This is a genomic window from Pseudaeromonas sp. HNCC25DJ180, from assembly GCF_055413345.1.
This window is the reverse complement of sequence record NZ_JBVAYF010000020.1, coordinates 1-24,322: the sequence shown is the minus strand read 5'-3', so window position 1 is coordinate 24,322 and position 24,322 is coordinate 1. Positions and strand designations below refer to the sequence as shown.

Below are 24,322 nucleotides of genomic sequence, written 5' to 3'. Positions count from 1 at the left end.
AACAAGCGCAATGTATTGCTACTTAAATTAAAGTGCAAAGATCATAACGACTATCTGACTCAAACGCGACGGGTATTGAGTAGGAAGGACGCTCACGGCGGCTCATCTTGATTCTGTGACTACAATGCAACGTCTGCCGTATAGCCGAAAGCGCCTGTCGCAACGCGCCATGCCTGATGCACAAAAACAAAGCCTGTCTATCGACAGGCTTTGAGGTGGCGTTTTAGCTAAGCCATTAATAGCAGATCAAGCGGGCTCAACCCGCAAACTTAGCCGCCCCTCGGGCTATCACCAACTCTTCATTGGTGGGAATGACATATGCCTTGGCTGATGTGGGGGTGGTGATCAAACCAGCCTGACCAAAGCGCGCCGCCTCATTACCCTTTACATCTTCAACATAGCCAAAGGGAGCCAACAGTTCTAATACTCGGCTACGCATCATTAGGGAGTTTTCACCAATCCCGCCGGTAAACACCAGAGCATCGACTCGTCCCAACGACACATAGTAGGAGGCAATGAACTTGGCCAGACGATAACAGAACATATCAAACGCCAGTATGGAATTCTCATCGCCCTCTTCCACGCCCTGGGTGATGCCGCGGAAATCACTGGTTTTGCCGGAAATGCCAAGCAGCCCGGATTGCTTGTTCAGCACATCCTTGACCTGCTCCAAGGTATAACCCAGCTCATCGACCATGAAGAAAACGATGGATGGGTCCACATTGCCGCATCGAGTACCCATCATCAACCCTTCGAGCGGGGTCATGCCCATGCTGGTATCTATGCTCTGGCCATTCTTGACTGCGCAGACAGAGGCACCATTGCCCAGGTGAGCCGTAATGACATTGGTCTGCTCCAGCGGCTGCCCAAGCTGCTCGGCCGCCTTAAGCGCCACGTAGTAGTGGCTGGTGCCGTGCATACCATAACGACGCACGCCGTGTTTTTTATACAGCTCATCCGGCAAAGCGTAACGGAAAGCCGCCGGCGCCATGGTCTGATGGAAAGCGGTATCGAACACCAGCACATGAGGTAAGGATGCGAACAGGCGGCGCGCAGCACGAATACCCAGCAGGTGAGCTGGATTGTGCAGCGGTGCTAAAGGAATGCACTTCTCGATGACTTTTTCGACTTCATCATCAACCAGCACAGGTTCAGAATAATACTCACCGCCATTCACCACCCGGTGACCGACAGCAATCAGCGATTCCAGCAGATCGTGCCGCCCGTGCAATACCTGCTCTTCCAGGAAGGTCAAAGCCGCTGTGTGATCTGCCCCAGCGGCCAGCATTGCTTTTTGTTTCTCACCATCCTCACCAAAACGCCAACTGATCTGCGCCTCCGGCAGGGTCAGCGCCTCAGCCAAACCAGACAGGAACTGTTGACCACTTTCCGGATTGATGATGGCAAACTTCAGTGAAGAGCTGCCGCAATTGAGTACCAGTACAGTCTGGTTGTTACTTGTATCCATTCTCTCCTCGCTTTGCTGTGGTGCTCAGGCGGCACCGCGCTGTTCAAGGTCAGGGCGAAGCTCCCCCGGAGCATTCTGCGATGGCCACTAAATATATGCGTCCCAAAACAGTTCAGAGACACCCATCTGACATATCAGACAATGAACCAAAATAAGAGAAGGTCTATGCTCCGCCATTCGACTCATCTTTAAGCACCGGATATGCGTAGTCGTTTGTCCGTGGACTGAGATATCTTGCCAGGGTCACGGGAAGGCCCTAGTAAAAATAAGCGTAGTAAAATTACCACTAGATCAGCCAAGTGAGCAAACACGCAATAGTAGGGAAATGGGGCTATATTGATTAGGATCAGTGTGCTGAACCAAGCACCACAAAATGAAAGCGCTATCAGCCCACCCCATCCGAGATGAATCCTTGCTTATTCGACCAGCAACTCAGCCAAGCATTGGGCATGGGAGAGATAGTGAATAGCACGTAAACCTAACTCTCGAGCCGCCAGAACATTAGGTAATGAGTCATCAATAAAAACCACCTCTTCTGCGCGCAAGCCAAACTGCTGCAACATATGGCGATAGATAGCTAATTCGGGTTTGACCAGCCCCACTCGCGCGGAAATAACCACGTCGTTAAATAACGGCCAAAAAGCACCATGTTGCTGCAGATAATCCGCACTCACATGCCCCATGTTAGATAAAGCATAGAGCTCATGGCCCTGCTTTTTCAGACTATGCAGTAATTCAACACTCTGGGGGAGCGGCTGCAGGGAAGGAGCCACAGCCCGATAGATGGCATGAATAATATCAGCGTCAACATCAGTTCTCTCGATAGCACGCAGAGCCGCCTCATCCAGCGTCAAAGTACCGCGGTCGACTTCTACCCAATCAGCATGCGCAAACAGCTGTTCCGCAAGCCTTACCGCGCCAGGCCCTTCGATCACTGACCGTACTATGGCTACCGGATCCCAGGTAACTATTACATTTCCAAGATCAAAAATAACATTCACGCTTCATACTCCAATAGACAAGGGATCCCTGTCGATAAATGTTCTGCTGTCTTGCTAGCAGCGCAAAGAATAACTCTCTTATCCTAATCCTAACGAGGCCAGAACCATAGAAAAGGCCCAGACAAAAGTCAGAGAACAAAAACCGCCACATTAGGTGGCGGTGTTGGATGTAACAGAGGATAACGGCCCCAGTAAAGAACATCAGATGGAGGGTACGTCCTCTTCCGGCTCTGGTGCGAGCAAGCTTAATTCCAGCCGCGCATAGCGATGTTCAATGAAGTCATACACATTGCTGGCTAAAGAGAGCTTGAAATAACTTTCGGCCAATGCGGGTTTACCCTCGGCTTGAGCTAACTTACCGAGATAGAAATAGGCTTCACACAAGCGTTCGGCTAGTTCCCGATTTGTGGTGGATTGCTTGGCAACGGCCGCAAGAAACTCATCGCCTGACTGCAAGCCGGCATAGGTGGAGACAATGGTCCAGCCCCACTCCTTACCTGAATGCTGCTTATAACGTCGCTCTAAATCTTTAATCGCTTGCGCTTTATTCAGCTGACTTTCAGCCAAAAATAGCCACAGCACACGATAGGGATCTTCGGGATGACGGCGATAAAACTCCGCCAAATCCTGCGCGGCCAAACCAGGTCGCTGGCCGTAATAGAGCGCAATGCCACGGTTCAGATAGGCATAATCATAATCTGGCGCCAACTCCAGCGCGGAATCAAACGCCTCATAGGCTTCGTCAAAGTTCTGCTGCTGCGTGAGATAGACACCAATAAAATTATAGGCTTCGGCAAAATCAGGACGCTCACGCAGGGCACGATTGAAATCAATCCGAGCCATGGTTTGCAAGCCAACCCGATCGAATACCACACCACGTTCGTAATAGAGCTCAGCGCGCTGATCTGGATTCAAATCCCGGGTAGAGAGCAGTTGCCCAAGGCGGGCCAAGGCCAACTCATTTTGATATGAAACCTGGAGCGGTGTGGCCAACACCACGGCAGGCTTATCCACGGAAGATCCGAGGTTAGCCTGCCCATCCATGCTGCTGCAGCCAACCAAAGAAAAAAACACCAAGGTGCCAATCAGAGATGTAACTTGATTCCTGAAATCCAAAGAAAACTCCAAAACCCCATACAGGTTTGATTTTGCTATGTTAAGGGGGATGGTGCCATTTGTCATGTGCTGTTGCCGCAGTTATTTGCAATTGTGTCACTCTAAATATCGCCAACTCGCATTCAGTTCTAATTCAACTCCAACGAGGGCCCAATTCGCCTCCCACTTCATAGTTCACGACTGATTGTGATCAGTAACAATACCGCTGATAGCGCAAGATGCAAAAAAATAGGGCGCCCATTGGCACCCAACCTAAGAATTACAGAACCCAAGCAAACAGGGCTTGCTATAAGGACTCCTCGTACTGCTCTTCAGCCCCTTCCTTCTCCACTTCGGCAGGCAGCAAATGTTCGCGGCGCACCTTCAAGTACATAGCCCAGGCACTGGCCACATAGATAGAAGAGTAGGTACCAAAACCGATACCTATGAGCAGCGCGGTAGAGAACCCGTGGATCAACGGGCCACCCATGACAAACAACGCAATAACGGTAACAAGGGTCGTACCCGAGGTGATCAGGGTCCGGCTTAAGGTTTCGGTCATGGAGATATCAATGATCTCTCGCATATCGCCCTTGCGTAGTCTCCGCGCATTTTCCCGCACCCGATCAAACACCACTATCGTATCGTTGAGTGAATAACCCACTACCGTCAAGACAGCAGCCAGCACTGTGAGGTCAAACTCCATTTGGAACCATGAAAAGGCCCCCAGAGTTACAATCACGTCGTGAGCCAAGGACATAACAGCCCCAGTCGCCATACGCCACTCAAAGCGAAAACCGATATAGGCCAAAATACAGCCCAATGAAGCCACTATCGCCAGGAAACCATTCTGGGCCAACTCCTCACCCACTGCAGGCCCGACAAACTCAAGGCGACTAAGTTTGGCCGTTGCTGACACCGCCTGTGCCGCCAGGGTTACCTTAGAAGCCAACTGTTGCTGATCCACTTCGCCTTTGGGCGCCAGACGGATCAAAACATCGCGAGTTGAACCAAAATGCTGCACAACCGCGCCATCTATCCCCTCTTTGGTCAAGGCCCCACGCACCAGATCCAGATCTGCCGGTTGCTCAAAACTTACTTCAGCTATGGTCCCCCCGGTAAAATCCAGACCCCAGTTGAGGCCTCGGGTCGCCAGGCTAAATATGCAAAAGGCAATGATACACAGCGACATGACTGTTGCAGGGAAAGCCATCCGCATGAAGGGGATAACATGACCCGGTTTTAATAGTTGGAACATTTGATCACCTCAGATCGAGAGGTCGTTGAGGCGTTTTCCACCCCACAACAGGTTAACCACGGCACGGCTACCAGTGATGGCCGTAAACATGGAACTAGCAATGCCTATCATCAGCACCAAGGCAAAACCGCGCACCGCGCCAGTACCCACAGAGAAGAGGATAAAGGCCGTGATGAAGGTGGTAATGTTGGAGTCAGCAATGGTGCCGAATGCACGCTCGTACCCCATGCTGATGGCTTGTTGTGGGCTCCGGCCTGCGCGTAGCTCTTCACGAATGCGCTCATAGATAAGCACATTAGCATCCACCGCCATCCCCAGAGTCAGGACGATACCGGCAATCCCGGGCAGTGTCATGGTCGCCCCAGGAATGAGAGACATGATACCAATCAGCAACACCACGTTGAAAATCAACGCCAGGTTGGCAACCAGGCCAAATTTCCGGTAGTAGATCGCCATGAAGAACACCAGAATCCCCATCCCCAGCGCCATGGCATGCAAGCCACTGTCGATGTTCTGCTGACCCAGACTTGGGCCTATGGTGCGCTCTTCCACAATCTGGATAGGGGCAATCAAGGCACCTGCGCGCAGCAATAGCGAGAGGTTGTGTGCCTCTTGGACATTATCAATACCCGTGATGCGGAAGTTGCTACCCAGGCGAGACTGGATGGTGGCAACGTTAATCACTTCCTCATTTTTACGGAACTTACGCTTACCGTCTGGCCCTGGTTCACCAACTGGCTTGAACTCAATAAAGACGGTGGCCATTGATTTACCCACGTTGTCTTTACTGAAGCTTGAAATTTTATTGCCGCCTTGGCTATCCAGCTTGATGCTTACCTGTGGGCGACTATATTCATCCATACCAGATTGAGCATCGACAATATGGTTACCAGTCAAGATAACGCGCTTCTGCAGCACGACAGGCCGACCATTGCGATCCGAGTAGAGCTGGGAGTTCGGCGGAACACGCCCTGCAGCAGCACTAGCCAGATCAGCCGAATCATCCACCTGACGGAATTCCAGAGTCGCAGTAGCCCCCAGAATTTCCTTGGCACGGGCGGTATCCTGAATACCAGGCAACTCAACCACAATCCGCTCGGCACCCTGGCGCTGTACCAAGGGCTCAGCAACACCCAACTCATTTACCCGATTACGGATAATGGTGATGTTTTGCTCAAGGGCGTAGCTTTTGATTTCCTTGAGCTTGGCCTCAGTGAGACTGGCCTGGATGCGATACTGACCGTTGAGTTCAGAATCACTCAACTGCAGATCTTTGTGGCGCTTACGCAGTTCTGCCATAGCCGCCTGCTGTTGTTCTCCATCACGGAACAACACCAGCACACTGCCCCCCTCACGACGGACACCCGCATAGCGAATATTTTGTTCACGCAGCTCAGAGCGGAAATCTTGCACCAGTTGATCCTGGGCTTTATTGATTGCCTCAGCCATATCCACTTCCATCAGGAAATGGACACCGCCGCGCAAATCCAACCCGAGCTTAAGCGGACCGGCACCAATGGCCGTCAACCAGGCGGGAGTCGCGGGCGCCAGATTAAGCGCAACCACATACTGCTCGCTCAACTTCTCGGCTACCAACTCCTTGGATTTGAGCTGGTCTTCGGTGTTGTTGAAACGAACCAGGACCTGCCCCTTCTCCAGGACCGCTGATTTGAACTTGATACCATTCTGATCAAGGATTTTTTTGATATCGTCAAGGCTGGACGCCTTGATATCCATCCCGCGCGCGGCTGAAACCTGCAGAGCGGGATCTTCACCATATAGATTGGGAGCTGAATAGAGGATACCGATGATGACCACCAAGGCCACCATCAGGTTCTTCCACAGCGGAAACCGATTCAACACGGCTAACTCCTGAGTGGATATTTAGAGGGACTGGATTGTGCCCTTGGGCAGCACAGCCGTAATGAAATCGCGCTTGATAGTGATAGTGGCCTGGTCATTGAGAGCCAGCACCAGATAATCGCTATCTGCCGTGATCTTGCTAATCTTGCCAACCAGACCACCTGAGGTCAGCACTTCATCACCCTTGCTCAGGGATGACATCAGATTCTTATGCTCTTTAGCGCGCTTAGCTTGAGGACGATAGATCATGAAGTAGAAAATCAGACCGAACACGGCCAGCATGATGATCATTTCCAAACCACCACCCGCTGGACCTGGCGCCGCGCCTTCAGCATAGGCCTTGGAGATAATATCCATTCTTTTTCCTCATTATTACTTATGTTGATGTTGTATTAATCCGCCAGACTCGGCATCGGCTTGCCTTGTCGAAGATAAAAATCCTCAACAAAGGCGTCTAATGTACCCGCATCGATCGCGTCCCGCAAACCTTGCATCAGGCGCTGATAATAACGCAAGTTATGTATGGTATTGAGGCGAGCGCCGAGGATCTCATTACAGCGGTCCAAATGGTGCAAGTAGGAACGCGTGTAATTTTGACAGGTGTAACAATCGCACTCTGCATCTAAGGGAGATGTATCATCTCTATGCTGAGCATTCCGAATTTTTACTACACCATTCGTGGTAAAGAGATGACCATTTCTGGCATTACGCGTTGGCATGACGCAATCAAACATATCCACACCACGACGCACCCCCTCAACCAGATCTTCAGGCTTGCCTACGCCCATCAGGTAACGGGGTTTATCTGCCGGGATTTGGGGGCAGACATGTTCCAGAACGCGGTGCATATCCTCTTTGGGCTCACCAACGGCCAGACCGCCGATGGCATAACCATCAAAGCCAATATTCACTAACTCCTGCAAAGAGATATCGCGCAGATCTTCATACACGCTGCCCTGAATAATCCCGAACAGAGCATTAGGGTTCTCCTGAAGATCGAAGTGCTGTCGTGAGCGGGCAGCCCAACGCAGCGACATCTCCATGGACTTCTTGGCCACCTCCCAAGTAGCCGGATAAGGCGTGCACTCATCAAAGATCATGACCACATCTGATCCGAGATCGTATTGGATCTCCATGGATTTTTCTGGTGACAGAAAGATCTTCTCGCCATTAACCGGATTCCGGAAATGGACCCCCTCTTCGGTGATCTTGCGAATATCGCCCAGGCTGAATACTTGAAACCCCCCCGAGTCAGTCAGGATCGGTCCTTGCCAGTTCATGAAGTCATGAAGATCACCATGCTTTTTGATGACCTCCTGACCTGGTCGGATCCAAAGGTGAAACGTGTTGCCCAGCAAGATCTGCGCGCCTGTGGCCTTGACCTCTTCTGGCGTCATCCCCTTGACCGTACCGTAAGTGCCAACAGGCATAAAGGCCGGCGTCTCTACCGTGCCGCGCTCAAATACCAACTGGCCCCGACGGGCCCGCCCAACTTGCTTTTTCAGTTCAAATTTCATGAGTACCTCAAGTTGTCAGAGAAACAGTCTGACTCTAGTTACGCCATCAATTAGTTTGGCGCGTGACAAACATGGCATCGCCATAGCTGAAGAAACGATATTGCTGATCGATCGCCTCCTGGTAAGCAGCCATCACATGCTCATATCCCGCAAAAGCAGAAACCAGCATGATGAGGGTCGACTCAGGCAGGTGAAAATTGGTGATCAAGGCATCCACCACCTGAAAGTGATAACCCGGAAAGATGAATATATCGGTATCGCCGTAGAAAGGCTGCAATGACAAGCCCTGTGCCATAGTAACTCTGGCCGCACTCTCCAGGGATCGCACCGAGGTGGTCCCCACGGCAATGACTCGACCGCCACGCGCTCGCGTAGCAGCAATTGCCGCCACCACCTCATCGGATACCTCAACATATTCCCGATGCATGTGGTGATCATCTATCTGCGCCACACGCACAGGCTGAAACGTACCAGCCCCTACATGCAGGGTAACAAATGCAAATTCGACCCCCTTGCCACGCAAAGCGCTCAGCAAAGACTCGTCGAAGTGCAAGCCCGCAGTGGGCGCCGCGACAGCACCCGGTTTGGCATTGTAAACCGTCTGGTAACGCTCTTTATCCGCATCGTCGTCCGGACGATCGATATAGGGAGGCAAAGGCATATGACCAATCTGCTCGAGAATGGTCAGCACTCCCTCCTCGCCTGCAAATACCAGCTCAAATAGGGCATCATGCCGGGCCACCATCTGGGCCGATATGCCGCGCTCGAAAATCAGCTCACATCCTGGTTTAGGCGCCTTAGAGGCACGCACATGAGCCAGCACCCTGTGTTGATCCAGTACTCGCTCGATCAACACCTCAACTCGGCCGCCACTCGCCTTCTGACCGAAGATGCGGGCGGGGATGACGCGGGTATTGTTAAACACCAGCAGATCACCAGGATTCACCAGGGCCAGGATGTCGAGAAATGAGCCATGAGAGACTTCTCCTGATCTGCCATCTAACTGCAGCAGACGACTGGCCGTTCGACTCGCCATCGGGTAGCGAGCTATCAGCTCATCTGGCAACGCAAAATTAAAATCCGAGACCTGCATACATCCCCCTAGAGCAAGAAGGGCAACAGTCTAGTGAGCCCTGAGTCAGGGATCAAGCCGCCCAACACAGGCCCAATTCAGTTATCGGAAGATGTGATGAAATGCGGATTCAAATAGGTTGTAACGCCGAGCAGGAATTAGTAATAAAAGCAGATCAAAAGCCGACTGTTCACTCGCTTTGGTCGGCAATAAACACAAATAATGTAGTTAACTTTCAATATAACGTGCCAACACGGCGTCAACACATATCGTTCGTCTACCTGGGGCGACCAACCATGCAGTTAGAAATTGGTAACTCCGTTAGTTTGACGCGTCATACCCACAATCCGATCTTAAGTCGGCAGCCTTTTATTTCCATGATCTAAACACTCCGCCACCAAGTCCCCTATGAGATAAAATGTCTCTACCCGTGTGGAACTCGGGCGCCAAACCATGCCAATATCGCGCAATGAATGTTCGCCATAGGGCTGTATGGCGCGTAGATCGGTTTGCGTCAATATGCCCGCATCGATCGCCATCTGCGGTAAAAAAGTAGCACCACAGCGCGCGACAACCATCTGCACTAAGGTATACAGCGTTGTGGCTGAGAAGGGATTAATTTTGCTCTTATCGGCCATATGGCAAGCGGCCAGTGCATGACCGGTCAAGCAATGCTCCTGCTCCAGCAAAAAAATCGAGTGGGCAGGTAACTGGCGATAATCGATCGGAGAACTCATCCTAGCGGCTAAATTTCGATGCAGAACAAGTTTAAACGGGTCCTGGCTGATCACCCTGGAGTGCAACAAACCAATCTCATAAGGTAGCGCCAAGACCAGCAAGTCTAGCTCACCCGCCTCTAGCTGTTTGATAAGATTGGCCGATGTATCCTCACGTAGCAACAGCTCCAAGTGAGGAAAACGTTCACTGCAGCGATTAACTAAGGCACTCAGTAAAAAAGGCGCTATGGTGGGTATACAGCCCAAGCGTAAACACCCATTCCGCCCCCCCGCTTGCGCGCTTGCCAACTCCATTAAATCTCTGGTTTGCGCCAAGATCAGTTTGGCCCGTTCAACCACCTCCAGACCCGCAACTGTCATGATGAAGGATTTATTATCGCGTTCGATAAGCTGCAGTGAGAGTAACTCTTCGAGGGTCTGGATCCCTGTGCTCAGGGTTGATTGACTGACGAAACAGCTTTTAGCGGCACGATTAAAATTCTTATGCTCGGCCAGTGCGACCAAATAGTGCAGTTGCTTCAAACTCGGCCATCTGCTCATAGAAAAATACGATTACACTTATCTATTAATTTTAATTTAACAAAATTAGCACACTCTCTACACTGAGTCTTGTCTAATATATAGAGGCGTAATGCCTTAACGGCACAACACTTATACACTGAGGTGAATCATATGGTACTGGTAGGACGTCCTGCTCCCGACTTTACAGCAGCTGCAGTGCTGGGTAATGGTGAAATTATCGACAGCTTCAACCTGCAAGCCTTTATCAAGGGTAAGCCTGCAGTTGTTTTCTTCTATCCTTTAGATTTCACGTTTGTCTGCCCTTCCGAACTGATCGCATTTGACCACCGCTTTGAAGAGTTTCAAAAGCGCGGTGTACTGGTAATTGGGGTCTCTATTGACTCGCAATTTACGCACAATGCCTGGCGTAACACCAAGATTGCCGATGGTGGCATTGGTGCCGTTCAATACCCACTGATTGCTGATGTAAAACACGAAATCTGCAAAGCTTATGATGTTGAACACCCCGATGCAGGTGTCGCATTCCGTGGTTCATTCCTCATCGATAAAGAGGGCGTTGTGCGCCACCAAGTGATTAACGATCTGCCGTTAGGTCGTAACATCGATGATATGCTGCGCATGGTGGATGCCCTGCAATTCCATGAAGAGCATGGCGAAGTTTGCCCCGCTCAATGGCAAAAAGGGCAAGTAGGCATGCAGGCGTCCCCAGAAGGCGTTGCCAACTACTTGGCTAATAACGCAGATAAGCTGTAAAGACCCCGAGCGGGTCAATAAAAACGCCGCTATATGCGGCGTTTTTTGTTTTTACGTCATCCGAGCCCGGAATAAAAAAAGCGGGGAATTCCCCGCTTTGTGTCTACCCGGCGCCACTAATTAAGTACGGTTGTACTTGCTAGTACGCGGGAAAGCTTGTTCTTTGGCATCAAACAAGTAACAAGCCTGAGCTGGTACACCCACTTCCAGAGTATCACCAGTATCCACTGGGATTTCACTGGCCGCTTTGACGGTGAAGTCGTGACCATCCACTTCCATATAGACGAAAGACTCAGCGCCCAAATGTTCAGCAACTTGAACATGGCCAGAAAGACGGCCGGCGGCATCCGGGTGATCAACCGGTACCAAATGCTCAGGACGAATACCGAACTCAACCTTGTCACCGATCTTACCGCGACGGGCATCAACGCAAGCGGTGATGATATCGCCAGTATTCAGCTTGATCTTACACTTGTCTTCCCCAATTTCGATCAACTCACCAGGCAGGAAGTTCATCTTCGGAGAGCCGATAAAACCAGCAACAAACTTGTTAGACGGGTTGTGATACAGATCAAGAGGTGAACCATACTGCTCAAGGTTAGTCTCAGCAGTGTCCTTCAATGGACTCAATACCACGATCTTGTCAGCCAACGTCATGGCCTCAACCTGGTCATGAGTCACATAGATAATGGTAGAGTTCAGCTCTTTGTGCAGCTTGGCAATTTCGATACGCATCTTAACGCGCAACGCCGCATCCAGGTTTGACAAAGGCTCGTCGAACAAGAAGACGGAAGGTTGTTGTACGATAGAACGACCGATAGCCACACGTTGACGTTGACCACCAGACAGCGCCTTGGGCTTACGCTCCAGCAACGGCTCCAGACCGAGGATCTCAGCCGCACGAGAAACACGCTTATGGACTGTCTCTTTGTCAAACTTCTTGAGCTTCAGACCGAAGGCCATGTTCTCATAGATGTTCATGTGTGGGTACAGAGCGTAAGACTGGAATACCATGCCGACATTACGCTCAACTGGCGGAATATCATTCATGTATTTACCACCGATGCGCAACTCGCCGCTGGTGATATCTTCCAGACCTGCAACCATACGCAGCAAGGTTGACTTACCGCAACCTGACGGACCTACGAAGACGACAAACTCGCCTTCCTTAATATTTAGATTGATGTTACGCAGTGTGTCTTTCAGAGAAGAAGGATCATAGTTTTTGCGAACATTATCCAGAACTACTTCAGCCATGAGTCGCTCCGCTGTGGAAATCAAAAATTATTAGGAAACCATTATGGTGAAGGCCTACCGAGGCCTTCACCCACATTCATTAACCCTTAACACCACCGGCAGTCAGACCGCCGACCAACCAGCGTTGAGCCAGCAGGAATACTATGGTGATAGGTAAACCAGACATTACAGCCGCAGCGGCAAAATCACCCCACAGATAGTTCTGCGGATAGAGATACTGTTGCGCACCCACTGCCAACGTCAAGTTATCAACGTCAGACAACAGGATGGATGCCATTGGTACTTCGGTGACCGCTCCGATAAAGGAGAGGATAAACACCACAGCAAGAATGGGCACCGACAGCGGCAACAGAATGAGACGAAACGCCTGCCATGGAGTTGCGCCATCAATTGCGGCCGCCTCTTCCAAAGAGGGATCAATTGTCTCGAAATAACCCTTAATGGTCCAGACGTGCAGTGCAATCCCCCCCATATAGCCGAGGATCAAACCACCGTGGGTATTCAAACCCAACCACGGGATGTAGTTACCAATCTTGTCAAACAGCGCATAGATGGCAACCAATGCCAGCACGGCAGGAAACATCTGGAATACCAGCATTCCTTTCAGAATGGTCTCTTTACCACGAAAGCGCAGACGAGCGAACGCATAGGCCGAGGTAGTTGAGAGCGCCACAATGAATACAGAGGAAATGCCAGCAACCTTGATGGAGTTCCACAACCAACGCAGCACCGGGAACGGTGGCGGGGTCACAGATCCATCTGGATTGACAATGCTCATTCCCAAGGCCAGACGCCAGTGATCCAGGGTTGGATTACTGGGAATAATCTCACCGACCGCAAAGTTACCCGTCCGGAAGGAGATAGCCACAACCATCACCAGCGGAAAAGCAACCACTATGATAAAGCACAACATCACCAAGTGCGTCGCGAGTAACCGATATTTAATGGATTTCGGTTGTACGATAGCCATTTTCTAATCCTCAAATCTTCTCAACTTTGGAAAGCTTCAGGTTGAGCAGAGCCAATGCACCCACAATCAGGAAGATTACGGTTGCAATCGCACCAGCCAGACCATAGTCCTGTCCACCCGCGCCTTGGAAGGCAATCCGGTAGGTATAGCTAACCAGAAGGTCAGTGGTACCTGCAGGAGTCGTGGCACCCAAAATATCGGGTGAACCATTGGTCAACAACTGAATCAACACGAAGTTGTTAAAGTTGAACGCGAAGGATGCGATCAACAGCGGCGTCAATGGCTTCATCAACAAGGGAACGGTGATCTTGAAGAAGTTTTGCAGGGGGCCTGCACCATCCATCGCCGAGGCTTCATAAAGATCCTCTGGAATGGACTTTAACATCCCCAGGCACAGGATCATCATGTAGGGATAACCCAACCAAGTATTGACGGTCAGCAACATGCTTCGTGCCAGCATAGGACTGGTGTACCACTCTGGTTTTTCAAAACCGAATAGTGACAAGAACATGTTGATTTCACCAAAGTTTTGGTTGAACAAGCCCCTAAACACCAGAATAGAGATAAAGGCCGGAACGGCATAAGGCAGGATCAACATCATCCGGTAGAAACCACGCCCCTTGAGCTCTTCCCATTGTGCCAAGCTAGCCAGAACCATACCGATGATGAGGGTAAAACCAACAGAACAAGCAGAGAAGATCACTGTCCAAATAAAGATTTGGATAAAAGGTCCCTGAATGCCCGGGTCAGTCAACACACGGAGGAAGTTTTTCCAACCTACACCGACAACGAAACCAGGTGCTTGAGACGCCCCCACAAACTGACCATCTTCGTTAATATACTGGAAGTAGCCGGTTTCACGGTTAGGTAACAGCAGTTCACCCGTTTCATTATTACGGAGAATATAAGGGTCACTCAGATGGATACCGGATTTCAAATTGAAACCATCATGTAACCGAGTAAACATCGACTTCTGCGCTTCGAACTTACGCAAACCCGTCATGCTCAGTTGTGTACCATCCGGCAACACCAACGACATTAGAGCCAAATGGCCCTTGTGATCTACGATTTCCCGAATTGCAGCTGGAGTACCAGGGAGGTCACCATCCAGAGGCGCCAGATTGATAGCTGATTTCGCAATCAATCCTTTCGACTTCTGTAGGTCACCATTTGTCCAGAGCTGGATCGGGTTGCTCGCAAATGTTTTATCATTTTGCTTGAGCACCAACTGAAAACGCTTTTCACCTCGGTCAATCAAGGTGAAATCAAACTCACCACCTGGAACCTTGTAAAACTTCTTCAGGTGATAGTTCATCGCATTTTCAAGTGACAGCAGATTGGCACCTGAGTAGTTGGTAAAGGCAATACTGATCGTATATGCCAAAGGGAAAATAATAAAAGCGACCATGCCCGCAACACCTGGGAAGATGTAACGATGAGCATAAGTCGTCTTGTTCAAAAACACATAAACGCCGGTTCCGACCAGAACTAGGTCTAACAGCGCAAACGCGATCTCTCCACCGGCATACATCATGATGATGGCATAACCGTTCAGGAGTACTACCAAGCTTGCAACTAACCACTTTATCCAAGAGCTCTTGGAGGTGGCTGCCGCTTTGCTATCGACAGACTGGATTTGTTCCATGCCCAAAAACCTTCAAAACGCCAAAAATAAAAAAGTGGAGGCCCCCCGTAAGGGGCCTCCCATGCTCTTATTGCACGATACGACGTGCTGCAGTATCCAGTGCTTCGTCAAGAGTTTGACGACCAGTGGTTGCATTCTTCAGTGCGGTCTCGAAAGAAGACCAGAAGCGGATCATTTCAGGAACGCTCGGCATCGGCTCGCCATTCTTAGCATTAAGCATGGTGGCTTGGATACGCGGATCGCTTTCCAGCTTGACTTGGAAGGACTTCAGAGCAACAGCGCCCAGTGGCTTGTCGTCGTTCATCGCCTTCAGGCCAGCGTCGGTCAGCAGGTAGTTTTCCAGGAACTCAGTAGCCAGTTCTTTGTTCGGGCTAGCGGCGTTGATAGTCGCACCCAACACACCAACAAATGCCTTAGCTGGCTTGCCATTCAGAGTCGGCAGCGGAGCTACAGCATAGTCAACCTTAGCGGCTTGGTAGTTACTCCAAGACCATGGGCCGTTGATGATGGCAGCCACTTCACCCTTGGAGAACTTGGCATCCATAACACCGTAGTCAACACCCTTTTCCATGTGACCGCCCTTAACCAGGTCAACAATGAACTTGACCCCAGCCTTGGCACCTGCGTTGTTAACGCCGGTATCTTTCACATCATAACCAGCGGCGGTTTTCTTGAACGCATAACCACCGTTGGCAGCAACCAGTGGGTAGCTGAAATACGGAGTGGTGTAAGCCCACATGATGGCGCGCTTGCCGTCAGCCTTCAGCTTGTCATCCAGAGCAGCCAATTCTTCGAAAGTCTTCGGCGGAGTGGAGATCAGCTTCTTGTTGTAGATCAGGCCCACAGCTTCTACAGCAATCGGGTAACCGAAATACTTACCGTCAACCTGCATGGCATCCCATGCCAGGTCTACAAACTTAGCCTTGGTCGCGGCATTCGGGGTCACCGGAACCAGCAAACCTGACTTAGCCCACTCACCGTAACGGTCATGAGGCCACATGAAAATGTCTGGGCCGTTGCCGGTAGCAGCGGTTTGTTGGAACTTAACTTCAACCTGATCAGGGTGAGCAACAGTAACCTTAACACCGGTAGCTGCTTCAAATTTCTTACCCACTTCGGCCAGGCCGTTATAGCCCTTGTCGCCGTTGATCCAGATCGTCAGCTGACCTTCTTCAATCGCTGCGCTAGCAGCAGAAGCCATACCCAAGGTAGCCAGCCCGATAAAAGACGCGAGAATTTTCTTTTTCATTAGCCTTTCCTTACTAAGTTTGTTAGTCCCACGCTGAACACGCTGTAATAAGCCTGTGTGCGGTGTGCATATTAGAGCAAGCCCCCTATTGCTCCTATGACGGATCTCGCATTTTTGCAAAGTTAAGCTAGAAACCATCTAGACCAACCATTGAAAACAGTTTCTGGTATCGGTTTCATTTTATCAGAAGCCAAATGTCTATCTGCTAAATTGAACAGGAGAGAAAACCAACCCCGAGAAAAGGCTTTCACTGAGTGTCTATCCTATATTAACTACATTTTTGAAGAGAAAATGAGCTAACTAAAAATTGAGCTGTCGGAAACAGCATTCCAGCATTGGTATGTCAACCGACAGCTTACATAAATATCAGCGATTGTTGCGCAGCAGCTGATCTCTCAGATTGGGCGGTAATCCGACTACCGTCAGGGTATCGGCAGCGGCATCGAAGTGAATTCGCTCACCGAGCAACTTCTCATCAAAACTGATCGTCAAACCGCCTCCCGACCCCACATATTTGGTCAGTGCACGTAACGCCGTTTGACTGGGAGGAAAGCTTTCAGGCAAACCAACATCCGTTGTTAAAAATGAGTAGAAATCCATGCCGTCCGCATCTGGCATAAAGCTGGCTAGTGCCTTGGTATCGAGCTCTTCTCCCGATTTAATCTGCTCTTTGCAGTATCCAAGAATTTCTTTTTTAGCTCCCTGCAGTTGATCGGCAGGCAATTCATGTGCTTGAGCATAGGTGCAGACCGCCTTAACCAACGCCTCGTTTTGTACTTTTTGACTCACCCCTTCTTTGGCCGACAAAAAGTCCAAGAAAAAATCCGCAACTTTTCGACCAGCGCGCCCCTTCAAAAACGAGAGGTAACGCTGTAATTCTGGAGACTTTTGATAATCAGTAATATCTACCCTAGCAACCAGACTCATTTTTTCCAGATCAATATAACTCACCCGTTGAATATCTAATCCATCGGTGAAGTTAACACTTTCCTGCGGCTCTAATAAACCAACCAGTAAATAATCAGCACCAACATATTTATACTTGATGAAATAGAGATATCCTTGGCACACTAGCGAGTATTTATTTACCTGTTCGACCAACAGTTGAGTTGCTTTATTGGAAAACTCAAGATAGGGCAGTTTTTGCAGCAACGCGGACTCGAGTAAACTGACAAACGCTTCTGACCCAGACTCAACTGATTGATCAGGCTCATCGGAAAAATGTGCATAACTCCGATTGGATTTCAGTTGAAAATTCTGATGTAGCGCGGCAGTTAACTGCTCCACAGATTCAGATACGGCCAATTCTGTACCGCTCAACAGGGCCGAAACCCCCTCCCCCTCAGTGTAACGTAAGGTATGTAAGATAATGGTTTGCGTTTGTACACTCATAGCAGCCGTGGTTTCAGGAATGAATGTGCAGTATTATAGAGCGCTTTAACTCACAAAGGATCCCACTCATGCCTCTCGTCTCAAAATATAGCAACCAGCAGATAGAAGAACTCATTGAGCAGATGCTGGCCGTATTGAAACAGCACAAGGCGCCTGTTGACCTGTCGCTGCTTGCCATTGGCAACCTGGCTACTCATCTCATCGTTGAGCGGATCCCGGTGGCGCAACAAGAATCTATCGCGAATTCATTTGCGACTGCATTGCTGCAATCCATCAAGCAGAGCAAGCTTTCACACTAGATTCTGGAGCCCCTTGATGGTGAATGCTTTTTCAATACAGACCAGTACTCGATACAAAGAGAATGTCTCCCGGCTCATCAGTTGGGGGCACTGGTTCGTACTATTCAACATAGTGCTGGCTATGGCGATAGCCATACGCTACGTCATGGCAAATCCCTGGCCAGCCACAGGACTTGGGCAACTCTATCTCCTGGTCAGCTGGATTGGCCACTTTGGCTATATTGGCTTCATCTGCTTCTTATTGACTATTTTTCCCCTCACCTTTGTCTTCAGTAATGAAAAGGTGATGCGAGGTTTGGCCGTTCTTCTCGCCACCACCATATTAACCCTGTTGTTGATCGATACTCAGATCTATCAACTATTGAAGTTCCATATCACCCCGTTTGTCTGGGATGTTCTTTTTGCTCATACACAAAAAAATACGGATATTAACTGGGGTTTTCTGTTCATTGCCATCCCCGTTATTTTTTTCTTGGAGCTGCTGTTTTCAACTCAAGCTTGGCGCATGCAATTCAAGCGTCGTCCATCTTGGGTAGGCCGTGTAGTCGTAGGGCTATTTGTAAGCTGTTTTTTAATTACCCACTTGGCCCATATCTGGGCTGATGCCATCTTCTATGGACCAATCACGGCACAAAAATCCAACTTTCCATTGTCATATCCCATGACGGCTCGAACCTTCCTCGCCAAACACGGCTGGCTTGATCTCGAGGCCTTCAAGCAAAAAGCCATGACGCAAGAGCATCAACCCCATAGTAGGCTGCAATATCCCTTGGCACCGCTGCAGGTTCAACCCATTGAACCCAAGATGAACCTATTGCTCATCACTCTTAGAGGGCTGCGCCAGGATGCGGTTAACAATATCATCATGCCTAACTTGGTCCGATTCGCCGCTCAACACCAACAATTCACCCACCATATAGCGGGTGACAATCAGTCAGACACCAGCCTATTTTCTCTATTTTATGGTCTGCCAGGCCAATACGCTGATGATATGCTGGCCGACAAACGGGCTCCCTTGCTGATTGATGAATTACAACGGCAGGATTACTTGATCACTTCATTTATAGCCAGCCAGCAAGCATCTACTCTCTACCATGACGGCATTTTCAGCGGTGTCCGGGATAAAAAGCGGCTACTCATCAACTTGGCTGATGACGCCACCGTAGTCAAAGCCTGGAGTCAGTGGTTCCATGCTTTGACGACGGATAGGCCCTGGTTTTCTTATATCAATCTAACGGCACCGGGAAATCTGGTGTTACCCACCAATGCTACTGGGCCATTTCAACCTGAACTAAAACAGCTGGATCCCTTCTCCAGCATCACCCCAGCCCAGCAGGAGTTACTGATCAACCGCTATAAAAACGCGGCATTTTTTGCCGATCAGCAGCTAGGCTTACTGCTTGATCAGCTTTATCAGAGTGGACACATGGATGATACAGTGGTGGTCATCACAGCCGATCATGGCTTCGAATTTAATGAAAGCAATCGAGGCAGTTGGGGAGCTGGTTCCAACTACTCCCGCCCTCAACTTGCGGTACCCATGATATTGGCTTGGCCTGGTAAATCCCAATTACAGAGTTCGCAACTGACAGGGCACATCGACCTAGTCCCCACATTACTGCGGAATCTACTCGGGGCTAGCTCACCTGAGCATGATTTTTCTACCGGAGCATCGCTGTTCGATCTACGTCACCGAGACTGGTTAGTCATCGGCGATAACAGGCAATTTGTCATCTATTCCGACAAAGAGACTACGCTGTTCGATCGCCAAGGCAATTTCCGGTTATTTGACAGCAATAGTTATCAGGAATTAGAGGATGGCAAAGCCAATATGCCTATGTTACTGCAGGTAATAAGCGATCTAAATCGCTTTCGGGGCGCTCAACACTGAGTGCACTGACTGCGACGCTGCACCTCGTAGCGTCGCAGTCCTCTTGCAAAGACGATCCACTGCCACCATATTACTCGTTACTCGCATTCCCTCATCAGACATTCATGCCATGATCATCAAAATCACACCGGAAAATGTTCGCGCAGAACTGATCGATGCCTCATTTAACAAATGTGTGGCTGTTTATTTTTACGCTGAAGCGCTCCCCGAATGCCAACCCATCACCCCAGTGGTTATGGCGTTGGTTGGCGATAATAATCCAGCCGTTACCCTTGCTCTGGTCGATGTAACCGACCCTCAGTTGCAGAGTTTGGCGATACAGATAGGCCTGCAAGCTCTGCCAGCGCTAGTCATATTCAAGGAAGGGCGCCCTGTCGATGCCATCATGGGGTCACAGCAGTTAGCAGGAGCCCAACAGTTTTTAGCGCCCTACCTGCCTAAAGAAGAAGACCTATTGCTGGAGACAGCTCATCAACATCTTCAGCAGCAAGCGTTCCAACAAGCTTATGACACGGCCCAGCAGGCCCTTACGGCCGCACCCAATCGCAGCGATATCAAATTCATCCTGATAACCGCCTGCCTTGAATTGCAAAAACTATCTCAGGCCAGCCAACTACTTGCCTCTATTCCGATGGTCGATCAAGACGGTGACTACCAACGATTGCTCGCCGCATTACAGTTGGCCGAACAAGCAGCCGACTCTCCGGAGATCAAGGCTCTCGAAGCCAAGCTGCTCCTAGCTCCAGAGGATGGAATGCTGAAGCAGGAATTGGCCATCCAATACAGCCAGGCAGGAAGAAAACAGGAGGCGCTGGAACTGTTACTGACTATTCTGCGGCAAGATTTAGCATTTGGGGATGCTAAGAAAATTTTTCTGGACATACTGGCTACCATGGCAGGGGATCCCCAAGCATCCACCTATCGCCGCCATCTCTACACTCTGCTGTATTGATTGAGAAAACTAAATCCAATTGGTAAAAAGCTGGGGCCATAAGGCCCCAGCTCCTGATCTCTCCGCTCTTTTATTCCAGCGAAAATACCACTCGGATACTATCGGTAAACCGCAGTTGATTCGCTATATAGTGATTCGGGTCAACCTCGCTGGGGGATGCAGGGGCAATCATCTTGGCCATCACCACAGGAGGGGGGGATTTATCTTCGTAGCTAACCGCATAGAGTTTACCCAGCGTCATGCCATAGGATTTGGCCAACTCACTGGCCTTCAGCTTGGAATCCTCTATGGCCAACTGCCGGACCTTGGCGACATAGCGTTGCTCCTCGCGAACCCCATAAGAAATATCGTTCACCGCATTTAGTCCGGCCTTCAATGCACTATCAATGACCTGATTAACCCGCTCCAATTGGTAAAGCCGAACTGATACATCCCGCAAGGCCCGATATCCACTCAATTTTGGGGCTTGATCGGTCATATATTGGTATTCTGGCGATAATTGTAAATTTCCTGCCTCCAAATCCTGTGCTTTTATTCCGACCTTATTCAGAGCGTTGACAAAAGCCGCAACCTTGACATCAACCTCCTGTCTCACCCTCAGGCTGTCTTTATCCTGCGCCGTAATAGAAAAATGGAGTGTGGCCATGTCGGCCTGAGCCGTGAGCTCCGCATTACCAGTGGTGATGAGGTGGGGAGCTACCGGCACTCCGGGTTCTTGAGCATGAAGATAGCCACTGAAAATCAGAGCAAAACATAACCAAATTTTCTTCATAACCCGCCTTTAATGTGACTTAGATGATGTGAGGTAAATCAATAGGCTCAGGGAGCATGGGCATTAGACCAGGCTCAGTACCATGTTCAAGATAAAGCGTAGAGAGGCTGACAGATAGCTCATCCATACCCGCAATAGGTAATATCGCAGGTAGTGCACTTTCACCGAAAAAAGCATCCAAGGTTTCATCAGCCGATGACACTAGGCAATCTAACGGTAAAGCCGCACCAACGGGGGCATGAACATAGCCACTAAAACTATCTGGATACATTAACTCTGGCTCAGCGTCTAACAAAGCAGTATCACCGGCCATTGCAAGCGGTAACTCATCCAGCCCCAGGATATGGACTCCCTGCCTATCCCCTAACACAAGCTCGGTGCCGGTCAATTCGCGATGAGCTACCAGAGGAGATAAGACCATCTCGCCGGAGTCAAAGTTGACCGAGAGAAAGCCTAATGAACGCCCTTGGCTATCAGAAACCTCCAGATTTTCGAGACTATGCCCAGGGAGTTGGGAGTGAAAGCCGATCGCAGTCCGGCACAGGATAGTATCCCCCTGACCTTCATAGCGAACCCCTTCCACCTCAAGCCATGTAATAGCCGACATAGCCCCTCCATTATCAAATAATCCAGCCCGATTGATGGTAGTGAATCAACATCTGCTCTCACAAGCAAACCTTTTTGACCACCGATAGTGCCGAAGATCACACACAGAAAAGAGGAGCCCATAAGAGGCCCCTCTCACTCAGTACACGATCAATAAATCACCCCATTGTTAGTCAGTAGGTCATCTAACTGCTGAATATCGGCAGAGCAACCTTCCAACACCACGATCAAATCAGGAACCGATCCCACCACACCATTACTGAATACATTGATCACGGTATCACTGCCATCGGGGGTAACCTGCAGATAGTTGGCCAGATTGCTCGCACTCACACCACCATCGAGTACATCAGCGAAATCCAACTGGTCGACCCCCAACTGGAAGTCACTCACCCTATCCGTTGAACCATCAGCATCACCGCTCTTCCAGACGAATAAGTCATTGTTGTCACCACCGACCAGGATGTCATTACCTTGCCCACCGAGCAGAGTATCATCGCCTTCACCACCCAGCAGGGTATCGGCACCGTTTGCGCCTTCCAGACGCTCATCTCTGGTATCGCCAACCAGCAAATTGGCGTCGCCATCGCCTAGCAGAACATTACCATTCGGCACAACCGTCATGTCCAATTGCCCGCTCGATGTATCACCATCCGCATCTGTAACCTGCAGTGCAAAACTCAAGTCAATGTTGCTACCAGCCTCAGAGGCATCATAGCTAAACCCACCAATATCAAACGAACCGCCGACAAAGGTATCGTGAGTCGCTGGGTTCGTCATGCCATCGGCGTTAGTGATAACCACAGCCTCAAACATATCCTGACCAGCAAAGCTCACCTCATAACCTGCATTCATGTTAGTAAGGAACACCTTGCCGCTTGCATCCTCAAACACTTGATAGTCCGTTCCCAATGTTAGTGGGTCACCATACGCATCTTTGACTTCAATGCTTGAAGCCACAATGCCCACAGCTGTGCTACCTGCAGCCAGATCAGTCTTGTTAGCCAGATCATCAAAGTTATAAGCCGCCAACTGCACCACGCACGGCGCCTGGATCACCTGTATCAACTTGAAGGTGAAATCGTGAGTGCTGTAATGCTGATCGTATACAAAGCCTCCGCTATCTTTTTCATCCTTACCAGGCGCCCGATCAACATCGATCACCAAGTCAAGACGAACCCCCTCACCACCATCAATATGCTGATTATCGGCGCCCAAGTCACTGCTTGAGGTATTAACCTTGGCGGCCCCACCGGCTGCGGTGATCAGCAGATCCGTACTGTCGTTGGCATCTGCCCCTATCGCATTGCCATCAGAGTCAAGTCCGATCCAGTAGTTTTGGCCTGCCGGGGCCGTACTGAAGTTATCAAATGCCATTTTTGAGCCATCATCCAAGGGATGCTTAAACTCAATGGTATAGCGATCTGAACTCTGAATATCCGCATCGGGATTAAGCGTGACAGTCAGGACAGTCTCGAGAGTTTTCGCAGAGGTTCCAACAAGCGTGCTGGTCCCAAAGCCGGTCAAAATAATGTTCGCCCCTCCTGAAGTTATGTTCTTCGTCACACCTTCAAAGAATCCGGTTAATGGGCTGCCATCTGAACCAACAAAGACCACTGAACCCAACTTATCGGCCCCACTATGGCCAAACAGATCCAGCGCACCACTACCCAGAGCCTCACCTGAATTAGCCACTACGGCAGACATGGGCTGTATGTCGACAGGGGTGTCATCAGCAATGTAGACGCCGAAGCTGGTATCGGCACTGCTGGTACCATCAGACACAGACAGGCTGATAGTCTCGGTGAAGCCGTAAGTATCCGCACCCGGTTGTGAGTCGTTGTCCACGTTGTGCAGCAGTTGATAGCCGTAAGTGAAGGTGCCCGTTGCGGCATCGAAGCTGTCCAGCGTCAACTGACCATACTGGGTATCCACCACACTACCAACCAGGTCGGCCACTGTGTCGCCAGCTGCCACGGTCAACGTGGTGCCGGCAATCGTCA

General features: G+C 50.1%; 21 protein-coding genes. 4 read left to right on the top strand and 17 right to left on the bottom strand.

Translation table 11 applies throughout. The annotated features are described in order from the left end of the window. Positions 1–256: 256 nt before the first annotated feature. From ACZYTD_RS16055 to ACZYTD_RS16015, 9 genes are all read right to left on the bottom strand, one after another. The gene (locus ACZYTD_RS16055) at positions 257–1,468 is read right to left on the bottom strand and encodes an acetate kinase (protein WP_463893569.1); all 1,212 of its coding nucleotides are present in this window, start codon (positions 1,466–1,468) and stop codon (positions 257–259) included. A 416-nt stretch (positions 1,469–1,884) separates the two neighbouring features. Continuing rightward, on the bottom strand, positions 1,885–2,469 hold the full coding sequence (locus ACZYTD_RS16050; protein WP_463893567.1) for an HAD family hydrolase: 585 nt from the start codon (positions 2,467–2,469) through the stop codon (positions 1,885–1,887). A 201-nt stretch (positions 2,470–2,670) separates the two neighbouring features. Then, a complete protein-coding gene (gene nlpI, locus ACZYTD_RS16045) occupies positions 2,671–3,585 on the bottom strand; it encodes a lipoprotein NlpI (RefSeq protein WP_463893566.1) in 915 nt (304 codons plus the stop codon). Between the two features lie 286 nt (positions 3,586–3,871). Further along, complete coding sequence (gene secF, locus ACZYTD_RS16040) at positions 3,872–4,822, bottom strand: protein translocase subunit SecF (RefSeq protein ID WP_463893564.1); 951 nt, start codon at positions 4,820–4,822, stop codon at positions 3,872–3,874. Positions 4,823–4,831: 9 nt separating this feature from the next. Next, positions 4,832–6,685, bottom strand: coding sequence for a protein translocase subunit SecD (gene secD, locus ACZYTD_RS16035; protein ID WP_463893562.1), 1,854 nt, complete (start codon positions 6,683–6,685; stop codon positions 4,832–4,834). A gap of 21 nt (positions 6,686–6,706) precedes the next feature. Next, positions 6,707–7,042 (bottom strand): preprotein translocase subunit YajC, encoded by a 336-nt coding sequence (gene yajC / locus ACZYTD_RS16030; protein WP_463893560.1) that lies wholly within the window; start codon positions 7,040–7,042, stop codon positions 6,707–6,709. Between the two features lie 35 nt (positions 7,043–7,077). Continuing rightward, positions 7,078–8,202, bottom strand: coding sequence for a tRNA guanosine(34) transglycosylase Tgt (gene tgt / locus ACZYTD_RS16025; RefSeq protein ID WP_463893558.1), 1,125 nt, complete (start codon positions 8,200–8,202; stop codon positions 7,078–7,080). Between the two features lie 46 nt (positions 8,203–8,248). Continuing rightward, positions 8,249–9,295, bottom strand: coding sequence for a tRNA preQ1(34) S-adenosylmethionine ribosyltransferase-isomerase QueA (gene queA, locus ACZYTD_RS16020; protein ID WP_463893556.1), 1,047 nt, complete (start codon positions 9,293–9,295; stop codon positions 8,249–8,251). A 332-nt stretch (positions 9,296–9,627) separates the two neighbouring features. Further along, the gene (locus tag ACZYTD_RS16015) at positions 9,628–10,551 is read right to left on the bottom strand and encodes a LysR substrate-binding domain-containing protein (RefSeq protein WP_463893554.1); all 924 of its coding nucleotides are present in this window, start codon (positions 10,549–10,551) and stop codon (positions 9,628–9,630) included. A 132-nt stretch (positions 10,552–10,683) separates the two neighbouring features. Between ACZYTD_RS16015 and ACZYTD_RS16010 the strand changes: the two genes are divergently transcribed. After that, the gene (locus ACZYTD_RS16010; RefSeq protein ID WP_463893552.1) at positions 10,684–11,286 is read left to right on the top strand and encodes a peroxiredoxin C; all 603 of its coding nucleotides are present in this window, start codon (positions 10,684–10,686) and stop codon (positions 11,284–11,286) included. A 120-nt stretch (positions 11,287–11,406) separates the two neighbouring features. Here ACZYTD_RS16010 and ACZYTD_RS16005 read toward each other — a convergent pair whose 3' ends face one another. The 5 genes from ACZYTD_RS16005 to yejK form a co-directional block, all read right to left on the bottom strand. Next, positions 11,407–12,543 carry an ABC transporter ATP-binding protein gene (locus ACZYTD_RS16005; protein ID WP_463893551.1) on the bottom strand — a complete coding sequence of 379 codons (1,137 nt, stop codon included), beginning with the start codon at positions 12,541–12,543 and terminating at the stop codon, positions 11,407–11,409. A 79-nt stretch (positions 12,544–12,622) separates the two neighbouring features. Further along, the gene (gene malG / locus ACZYTD_RS16000) at positions 12,623–13,513 is read right to left on the bottom strand and encodes a maltose ABC transporter permease MalG (RefSeq protein ID WP_463893549.1); all 891 of its coding nucleotides are present in this window, start codon (positions 13,511–13,513) and stop codon (positions 12,623–12,625) included. Positions 13,514–13,523: 10 nt separating this feature from the next. Then, positions 13,524–15,158: a maltose ABC transporter permease MalF gene (gene malF / locus ACZYTD_RS15995; RefSeq protein WP_463893548.1), complete on the bottom strand. Its 1,635-nt coding sequence runs from the start codon at positions 15,156–15,158 to the stop codon at positions 13,524–13,526. 67 nt (positions 15,159–15,225) lie between these two features. Then, on the bottom strand, positions 15,226–16,407 hold the full coding sequence (gene malE, locus ACZYTD_RS15990) for a maltose/maltodextrin ABC transporter substrate-binding protein MalE (RefSeq protein WP_463893546.1): 1,182 nt from the start codon (positions 16,405–16,407) through the stop codon (positions 15,226–15,228). A 366-nt stretch (positions 16,408–16,773) separates the two neighbouring features. Next, entirely contained in the window at positions 16,774–17,799 is a 1,026-nt protein-coding gene (gene yejK / locus ACZYTD_RS15985) for a nucleoid-associated protein YejK (RefSeq protein WP_463893544.1), read from the bottom strand. A 68-nt stretch (positions 17,800–17,867) separates the two neighbouring features. Here yejK and ACZYTD_RS15980 point away from each other — a divergent pair, with 68 nt between their 5' ends. From ACZYTD_RS15980 to ACZYTD_RS15970, 3 genes are all read left to right on the top strand, one after another. Further along, positions 17,868–18,098 carry a YejL family protein gene (locus ACZYTD_RS15980; RefSeq protein WP_463893542.1) on the top strand — a complete coding sequence of 77 codons (231 nt, stop codon included), beginning with the start codon at positions 17,868–17,870 and terminating at the stop codon, positions 18,096–18,098. Between the two features lie 16 nt (positions 18,099–18,114). Then, on the top strand, positions 18,115–19,989 hold the full coding sequence (locus ACZYTD_RS15975) for a DUF3413 domain-containing protein (protein WP_463893541.1): 1,875 nt from the start codon (positions 18,115–18,117) through the stop codon (positions 19,987–19,989). Positions 19,990–20,098: 109 nt separating this feature from the next. After that, positions 20,099–20,941, top strand: coding sequence for a tetratricopeptide repeat protein (locus tag ACZYTD_RS15970; protein ID WP_463893539.1), 843 nt, complete (start codon positions 20,099–20,101; stop codon positions 20,939–20,941). A 70-nt stretch (positions 20,942–21,011) separates the two neighbouring features. On the opposite strand, the gene ACZYTD_RS15965 is transcribed toward ACZYTD_RS15970, so the two are convergent. From ACZYTD_RS15965 to ACZYTD_RS15955, 3 genes are all read right to left on the bottom strand, one after another. Next, positions 21,012–21,713, bottom strand: a complete 702-nt coding sequence (locus ACZYTD_RS15965; RefSeq protein WP_463893537.1) for an SIMPL domain-containing protein — start codon at positions 21,711–21,713, stop codon at positions 21,012–21,014. 19 nt (positions 21,714–21,732) lie between these two features. Next, positions 21,733–22,320, bottom strand: coding sequence for a hypothetical protein (locus tag ACZYTD_RS15960; protein ID WP_463893535.1), 588 nt, complete (start codon positions 22,318–22,320; stop codon positions 21,733–21,735). Between the two features lie 149 nt (positions 22,321–22,469). Then, the coding region (locus ACZYTD_RS15955; protein ID WP_463893533.1) for a calcium-binding protein at positions 22,470–24,322 on the bottom strand (1,853 nt) is incomplete at its 5' end.